Origin of the sequence: Streptomyces sp. URMC 127, assembly GCF_051386535.1 — a bacterium.
Taxonomy (GTDB): domain Bacteria; phylum Actinomycetota; class Actinomycetes; order Streptomycetales; family Streptomycetaceae; genus Streptomyces.
In genome coordinates this window covers 1-7030 of record NZ_JBPQTW010000291.1, presented here as the reverse complement: position 1 = coordinate 7030, position 7030 = coordinate 1, and the positions used below count along the sequence as shown (strand labels likewise).

At 74.9% G+C, this 7030-nt stretch carries 6 protein-coding genes; 1 reads left to right on the top strand and 5 read right to left on the bottom strand.

Annotated elements, in window-relative coordinates; translation table 11 throughout:
* On the top strand, positions 1-270 hold a 270-nt coding region (locus tag ACSNOH_RS32220; RefSeq protein ID WP_436724994.1), incomplete at its 5' end, for a malic enzyme-like NAD(P)-binding protein.
* 174 nt (positions 271-444) lie between these two features.
* Here the strand turns inward: ACSNOH_RS32220 and ACSNOH_RS32215 are convergent.
* From ACSNOH_RS32215 to ACSNOH_RS32195, 5 genes are all read right to left on the bottom strand, one after another.
* Positions 445-2337 (bottom strand): ABC transporter ATP-binding protein, encoded by a 1893-nt coding sequence (locus tag ACSNOH_RS32215; protein ID WP_436724993.1) that lies wholly within the window; start codon positions 2335-2337, stop codon positions 445-447.
* 116 nt (positions 2338-2453) lie between these two features.
* Positions 2454-4265 carry an ABC transporter ATP-binding protein gene (locus ACSNOH_RS32210; RefSeq protein ID WP_436724992.1) on the bottom strand — a complete coding sequence of 604 codons (1812 nt, stop codon included), beginning with the start codon at positions 4263-4265 and terminating at the stop codon, positions 2454-2456.
* Positions 4266-4269: 4 nt separating this feature from the next.
* Positions 4270-4686, bottom strand: a complete 417-nt coding sequence (locus ACSNOH_RS32205; protein WP_436724991.1) for a lasso peptide biosynthesis B2 protein — start codon at positions 4684-4686, stop codon at positions 4270-4272.
* A 158-nt stretch (positions 4687-4844) separates the two neighbouring features.
* Positions 4845-5102 (bottom strand): lasso peptide biosynthesis PqqD family chaperone, encoded by a 258-nt coding sequence (locus tag ACSNOH_RS32200; protein ID WP_436724990.1) that lies wholly within the window; start codon positions 5100-5102, stop codon positions 4845-4847.
* Positions 5103-5106: 4 nt separating this feature from the next.
* On the bottom strand, positions 5107-6969 hold the full coding sequence (locus ACSNOH_RS32195) for a lasso peptide isopeptide bond-forming cyclase (RefSeq protein ID WP_436724995.1): 1863 nt from the start codon (positions 6967-6969) through the stop codon (positions 5107-5109).
* Between the last annotated feature and the right edge of the window lie 61 nt (positions 6970-7030).

The following is a 7030-nucleotide window of genomic DNA, read 5'->3' as shown; positions in this document are numbered from 1 at the left end:
GCCGTGGTGGCCACGGGCCGTTCGGACTTCCCGAACCAGATCAACAACGTGCTGGTCTTCCCGGGTGTCTTCCGCGGCCTGCTGGACGCGCAGTCCCGTACGGTCAACACCGAGATGATGCTGGCCGCCGCCCGGGCCCTGGCCGACGTCGTCACCGAGGACGAGCTCAACGCGAACTACATCATCCCCAGCGTCTTCAACCCGGGCGCGACGGAATCCGTCGCGGCCGCCGTGAAGCGCGCGGCCGTGGCGCTCCGCCAGGGCGAGTAACGGCAGCGCGGGGCAGCAGCGTACGGACGGCCCGTCCGCCGGCATACGGTGCCGGCGGAGGGGCCGTTCCGTTCAGACGGGCCGTTCCGTTCAGACGGGCCGTTCCGTTCAGACGGGCCGTTCCATTCAGACGGGCCGTTCCGTTCAGCAGGCCGCCCGGGAGCGGACGTACGGTCAGCAGACGGGCTCGGCTTCCCCGTCGGCCTTCTCGCGGGCGAACTGGGTGCGGTACAGCTCCTCGTAGCGGCCGCCCGCGGCCAGCAGTTCGCTGTGGGTGCCGCGTTCGACGACGCGTCCGTCCTCGATGACGAGGATGAGGTCGGCGGCCCGCACGGTGGAGAGCCGGTGGGCGATCACCACGGCCGTGCGGCCCTCCAGGGCCTCGGCCAGCGCTTCCTGGACTGCGGCCTCGGAGGTGGAGTCGAGGTGGGCGGTCGCCTCGTCCAGGATGACGACGCGCTGGCGGGCCAGCAGCAGGCGGGCGATGGTCAGCCGCTGCCGCTCGCCGCCGGAGAGCCGGTAGCCGCGCTCGCCGACGACCGTGTCCAGCCCGTCGGGGAGGGCGGCCACCAGGCCGTCGAGGCGGGAGCGCCGCAGCGCGTCCCAGATCTCGTCCTCGGCCGCGTCGGGCCGGGCGATGAGGAGGTTGGCGCGGACGGTGTCGTGGAAGAGGTGCCCGTCCTGGGTGACCATGCCGAGGGTCTCGCGGATGGACTCGGCGCTCAGGTCGCGCACGTCGACGCCGCCGAGGCGTACGGAACCGGCGTCGGCGTCGTACAGCCGCGGCAGGAGCTGGGCGATGGTCGACTTCCCCGCGCCGGAGGAGCCCACGAGGGCGACCATGCGGCCGGGTTCGGCGCGGAAGGAGATGCCGTGCAGGACTTCGGTGCCGCCCCGTGTGTCGAGGCCGGCGACCTCCTCCAGGGAGGCGAGGGAGACCTTGTCGGCGGAGGGGTAGCCGAACCGCACGCCGTCGAACTCGACGGAGACCGGCCCGTCCGGCACCCGCCGCGCGTCCGGCTTCTCGGCGATCAGCGGTTCGAGGTCGAGGACCTCGAAGACGCGCTCGAAGCTGACGAGGGCGCTCATCACCTCGACGCGGGCCCCGGCCAGCGCGGTCAGCGGGGCGTAGAGACGGGTGAGGAGCAGGGCGAGCGCGACGACGGCGCCCGGCTCCAGCTTGCCGTGCAGCGCGTAGAAGCCACCGAGGCCGTAGACGAGGGCCAGGGCGAGCGCGGAGACGAGAGTGAGGGCGGTGATGAACGCCGACTGGGCCATGGCGGTGCGCACGCCGATGTCCCGCACCGCGCGGGCGCGGGCGGCGAACTCGGCGGACTCGTCCGCGGGCCGGCCGAACAGCTTGACGAGGGTCGCGCCCGGTGCGGAGAACCGCTCGGTCATCCGGCTGCCCATCGCGGCGTTGTGCGCGGCGGCCTCGCGCTGCAGCCCGGCCATGCGCGCCCCCATGCGGCGGGCGGGCACGACGAACACCGGCAGCAGGACGAGCGCGAGCAGCGTGATCTGCCAGGAGAGGCTGAGCATCACGCCGAGCGTCAGGAGCAGAGTGACGATGTTGGAGGCGACGCCGGAGAGGGTGTTGCTGAAGGCCCGCTGCGCGCCGATCACGTCGTTGTTGAGGCGGCTGACGAGCGCGCCGGTGCGGGTGCGTGTGAAGAAGGCGACCGGCATGCGCTGGACGTGGTCGAAGACCGCGGTCCGCAGGTCGAGGATGAGCCCTTCGCCGAGGGTCGCCGACAGCCAGCGGGTCACCAGGCCCAGGCCGGCTTCGGCGACGGCGATGGCGGCGATGAGCAGCGCGAGCCGGACGACGGTCCCGGCGTCGTCGCCGTGCACGATGGCGCCGACGACCCGCCCGGCCAGCACCGGCGTCGCCACCGCGAGGAGCGCCGTGACGACGCTCAGCAGCAGGAACTGCCCCAGCTTCCGCCGGTGCGGGCGCGCGAAGGCGGCGATGCGGCGCAGCGTGGCCCGCGAGAGGGGCCGCCGGCCCTGCTCGGCGCTCATCGCACTGCGCAGCGAGGTCCACGCCGTGACTTCCATGTCCATGGGGCTCTCCTAGGGAGTGTCGGTACCCCCGCACGCTAGAACCTCAACCATGCTTGAGATCAAGTGTCGCGCCGCACGGATGGATGGATGGATGGATGGACACGCCCGTCCGCGGGCTACCGGCCGAGCAGCTGTGTGCGGGCCAGGTCGCGGTAGAGGGCGTCGCATGTCATCAGCTCGGTGTGGGTGCCGACCGCGCGTACGCGTCCCGCCTCCATGACCACGATGCGGTCCGCCGTGGTCACCGTGGAGAGCCGGTGGGCGATGACCAGGACGGTGGTGCGGCGGGCGGTCTCGGTGATGGTGTCGCGCAGGGCCGCCTCGTTGGCGGCGTCGAGCTGGGACGTGGCCTCGTCGAGCAGGAGCAGGCCGGGGCGGCGGAGCAGGGCGCGGGCGATCGCCACGCGCTGCCGCTCGCCGCCGGAGAGGCGGCTGCCGCGGTGGCCGACGTCGGTGTCCAGGCCCTCCGGCAGGCGTTCGGCGAGCACGTCGAGGCGGGCCAGCCGCAGGACGCGGGCGAGCTCCTCGGGGCCGGGGTCGGGGGTGCCGAGCGTCAGGTTGGCGCGCAGGGTGCCGGCGAGGACGGGGACGTCCTGCTCCACGTAGCCGATGGACGCGCGGAGCCGGGTCAGCGGCCAGTGCCGGATGTCCTCGCCGTCCAGGAGCACGCGGCCCGCGTCCTGTTCGTAGAAGCGCTCGATGAGGGAGAAGACGGTGGTCTTGCCCGCGCCGGACGGGCCGACGAACGCGGTCAGGCCGCGCGCGGGGACGGTGAAGGACACCTCGTGGTGGACGCGGGGCAGACCGGGGCGGTACGCGAAGCTCACCCGGTCGAACGTCACGCCGAGAGGTGACCCGGCGCCCTCGTCGCCGGGGGCTCCGGCCCGCTCCTCCTGCTCGGTCTCCAGCCGTTCGACCTCGGCGATGCGGACGGCGGCCGCGGAGCCGACCTGGAACTGCCCGACGCCCTCGACGAGCTGCCCGATGCGCGGGGCGAGGGCGAAGAGGTAGAGCAGGAAGGCGACGAGCGTGGAGACGTCCGTCGCACCGGAGGTGACGCGCGCGCCCCCCACGCCGAGCACCACGAGGAAGCAGACCTGGACGACCACCGCCGACGCCGTCGCCGAGACGGCCTCCCACGCCGCGGCCCGGATCCCGGTGCGCCGGGCGCGTTCGGCCGCCCCGCGCAGCGCTTCGGCCTCCCGCCGTTCGGCGCTGGACGCCTTGATGGTCCGGAAGGCGCCCAGCACCCGCTCCAGCGCCGCCCCGATGCTCCCCACCGCCTCCTGCGTGTGGCGCGTGGCCCGGCCGATCCGCGGGGCCACGACCGCGGCCACGACGCCGACGAAGGCGGTCACGGCCAGGGTGACGCCCAGCAGGACGGCGTCGAGCAGCCCCATCATGACGACGGTCGCCGCGGTGACGAGGGTGCCGGTGACCGCCGCCGACACCGCCTGGGGCGCGGACTGGCGCAGCAGCGTGGTGTCGGACGTGACGCGGGATATCAGGTCGCCGGGCTCGGCGCTCTCCACGACGGGCACGCGCAGCCGCAGGAGACGGTCGGTCAGGCGGCGGCGGGCGGTGCAGACGACGGTCTCGGCCGACCACTGGAGCACGTAGTGCCCCAGCCCCGCGAGCACCGCCCCGGCCACCACGAGCAGGCTGAGCACGATGACGGGCCCCGCCGCCGGGGCTCCCCGGCCCATGTCGTCGACCACGCGCTTGGCGGCCAGGGGCTGGGCCAGTCCCATGACGCTGCCGACGAGCCCCAGGAGGACGCCCGCGGCCATGCGGCGGCGCTGCGGGCGCAGGTGCCGCAGCAGGGCCCGCTGCCCCGCCCACGAGCGGCCCGGGTCCTGCGGCCCGCGCTCCCGCGGGGGTGCGGCGGCGCCTGTGCGGGGGGACTCCACGGGGGGTGCCGCGGTCATCGGCTCACTCCACGGTGAAGAAGCGCTGGAAGTAGTCGGCGGGGGCGCCCTCGCCGACGAGGACCCCTTCGGCCTCGACCCACGCGTGCGCGGCGAACGGCGGGCGGTTGCGCACGCCGACGCACCAGGTGGGCCAGTGGCCGTACCAGCGGCACAGCAGCACGGTGGCCAGCGAGCGGGGCAGGCAGCCCTTGTGGCCCCCGGCGGCGAGGCTCACGGCGAGCACGGTCCGCAGGGCCGCGCTCGCCTCGGCGAGCGTGGCGGGCCGGGCGCCGCGCCGCAGCCGGACGAGGACGGCGCGGATCCGGGCGGGGGGCTGGGTGGCCAGCAGGTGGGCGCAGCCCACGGCCAGCCGGGCCGCGCAGCGGCGGCCCAGGGGGACCGAACGGGGCTGGTAGGGAATCGCTTCCGGCGTCGTCATGCCTGCCTCTTCATGCGTGCCTCTTCTTCATACGTGCCTCGTCAACACATGCCTCGTCATATGTGCTTCGGCATATGCGCCTTGTTGGTCGGGAGGGGCTCATGAGGCGGGCGGGGCCGGCCACTTGGCATCGTGCCTCCTGCGACGCGGCGGGCCGCCTACGGGATGAGCAGTCCCGCCGAGCTCAGCTCGCCGATGATGCGGCGGACGTCCTCGCCGGCGAGTCCGGCGTCCACGTCGTCGTAGCGCGCCGTGAGGAGCTCGGCCGCTCGCTCGGGGCCGTGTCCGTCCAGCAGCGTCTGCAGAACGAGGGCGGCCGTCGGGTTGAGCGTCCAGTACTCGGCGCTGTCCTGGTCGAGCAGCGCCATGCCGTACTCGGTCTCGGTCATCAGGACGCCGGGCTTGAGTGCGGGCACGGGTTCACTCCTCGCGGTCGGCTGCGGGCAGGGGCACCGTCTCCCGCGAGCGCAGCCACACTTCGCAGGCGATGGTCGGGTGCAGCAGATAGCTCTCGGTCTCCGCGGCGAGGGCGCGGCGGCACCACTCGCGCAGGGCCTTCCCGTCGGCCAGGCCGAGCCGGACCAGCCGGGAGTCCTCGCACAGCGCCAGCAGGGACCGGCGGTGGCGGCGCAGCCCCGCCTCCTCCTCGAACGTCGCGTTGGCCTTGGTGCCGCGCGTACGGCAGGCCTCGGGCACGACGCCGCGCATGGCTTCGGCGATGAGCGGCTTGTAGCGCCAGGGGGTGATCCGTTCCCGGGTGCGTACGGCGAGAGCCGCCTGGACGACGCGGGCGTCGTAGTAGGGCGCGGACACCGCGATGCCCAGGGGCGCGGCCATCTGCCCGATGTGCCGGACCCACTGCGAGATGCCATCCATGGCGACCAGTTCGCGGTGTTCGCCGCGGTCCCGGCCGCGGGGCCGGGTGGGCGCCGGGCGGGTGCGGATCAGCTCCCGTGCCGCGGCGACCGCGTCGGGCGTGGCCCAGGGCGGCATGCGGGGCGGGACGGCCCAGTCGAGCAGCGGCTCGCCGGCCGGGGCCGGCGGCCCGGTGAGGTCCCGGGCGAGGCGGCCGAGCCAGGCGTCGTAGGACCTGCGGTCCAGGAGCCGGCGCAGCACGGCTCGCCGGCTCCAGCAGTATTTGGCGGCGTACCCGCGTATCGCGTGCAGGGCGGCGAAGGGGTGGGTGAGCAGCAGCGCGTGCAGCCGGGCGGGCGTGCCGGCCAGGAGTTCGTCACCGCCCAGGCCGGTGAGGTGGAGGCCGGATCCGCGGGCCGCGGCGCGTTCGACGATGCCCATGCGGCGGTTGCGGTCGACGGTGAGGATGCTGGGCGTGTCGAGCACGTCCCGGAGGGTGTCGACGCCGTCGAAGGTCATGGCGACCTCGCGGGCCGGGACGATGTGGTGCTCGATGCCGCTCATCGCCCGCACGGTGCGCTCGGACCAGTACACGTCGTCGCCGGCCTCGTCGTGGATGGCGGCGGTGTAGGCGACGACCTTGGTGCCGCCGCGGGCCGCGGTGCAGCACACCGCCGTGGAGTCCAGGCCGCCCAGGTCGGACGAGACCAGGTCGCGCCCGCGGGTGCGTACGGCGACGGCTTCGGCGAGCGCTTCCCTCAGGTGCGCGGCGCCCGCGGCGAGCGGGAGGACGGGGTCGGGCGGTGACCACCACCGGGTGGTGCGCGGCCGGCCGCCGGCGTCGAGCGTCAGGCGGTGGCCGCCGGGCACGGCGTGCACCGCCCGCCACAGCGGATCGCCCTGCCACGGGTAGGGGACGCCCGAGGCGAGCATTTCGAGGGCGATGCGGCGCTCGTCGAGGCCCGCGCCCACGAGTTCGGCGAGCACGTCGGCCCGGTCGGACGCCAGGCTCACGGGCCCGCCGGGCGTCGCCGCCTCGGCGTGGAAGACACGGTGCAGCCCGAAGACGCCGCCCTGCACCCGGACCCGCCCGCCGCCACTGGCCAGCAGGTGGAAGCTGCCGGCCGAGCCGGCGAGGCGGTCCAGCGCCGCCGGAGAGGCGGTGCCGGCCGCCGCGGCGGCGGCCCGGTCGGCGGCGTCGGCCGTGACGGCGTGCTCACCCATCACCGCGACCCGCACGTCCCGGTGCGCGCCGGTCACCGTCGTTCCCGGATCCCAGCGGCCGACGATCCACGGCCGCCCCGAGGCGTGGGGCAGGCTGCGGGAGGCGAAGCGGAGCGCCCCGGCGGCGGGGGCGGCCGCCGCGTCGGTGTCGGGCAGGACGACGAACCAGGCGGGCACGGACTGGAGTGACAACGGCTGATCCACGGGCCACGGCCTTCCCTCGGCGTACTCGGGGCAGGAAAAGCGGGTGGGGGCCGCCGGCCGC